Raw genomic sequence first — 398 nt, 5'->3', positions numbered from 1 at the left:
CAACGTACCCGACTCGGTATGATGTTTATGATTGGCGCATTTACGTTGGCGCTGGTATTGACGTTAATGACCTTCATGGTGCTGCGTCGCACGGTGATACAACCCTTGCAGCAGTCTGCGTCACGTATCGAACGCATTGCGGCCGGCGATCTGACCATGGCTGAAAAAAAAAACACAATAGAACCAAGGCAGCTAGCTACACCCAGGACGATTTTTCAAGTTCTCATTTGTTGTTTCCTCATCTTGCTACAATATAGCATATTAAAAGTACGAGTAAAACAGATCAGCTGGAATTACGAAAACAGACCTGCAAGGACGCGTATGATTGATCAAAAGTTAGTGCATACTCATCATGGCCTATGTGTCACATGAAACAGGAGCACAATATTGTACTGGAA

General features: G+C 44.5%; 1 pseudogene. It reads left to right on the top strand.

Features of this window, described 5'->3' with window-relative positions:
* Positions 1-372, top strand: a pseudogene (locus tag A6V37_RS41865) (hypothetical protein); the annotation flags it as partial.
* Positions 373-398: the final 26 nt, after the last annotated feature.

It is taken from the genome of Paraburkholderia ginsengiterrae, assembly GCF_001645125.1.
Classification (GTDB): domain Bacteria; phylum Pseudomonadota; class Gammaproteobacteria; order Burkholderiales; family Burkholderiaceae; genus Paraburkholderia; species Paraburkholderia ginsengiterrae.
The sequence above is the reverse complement of the archived record's forward strand: the minus strand, read 5'-3'. Positions and strand labels throughout refer to the sequence as shown.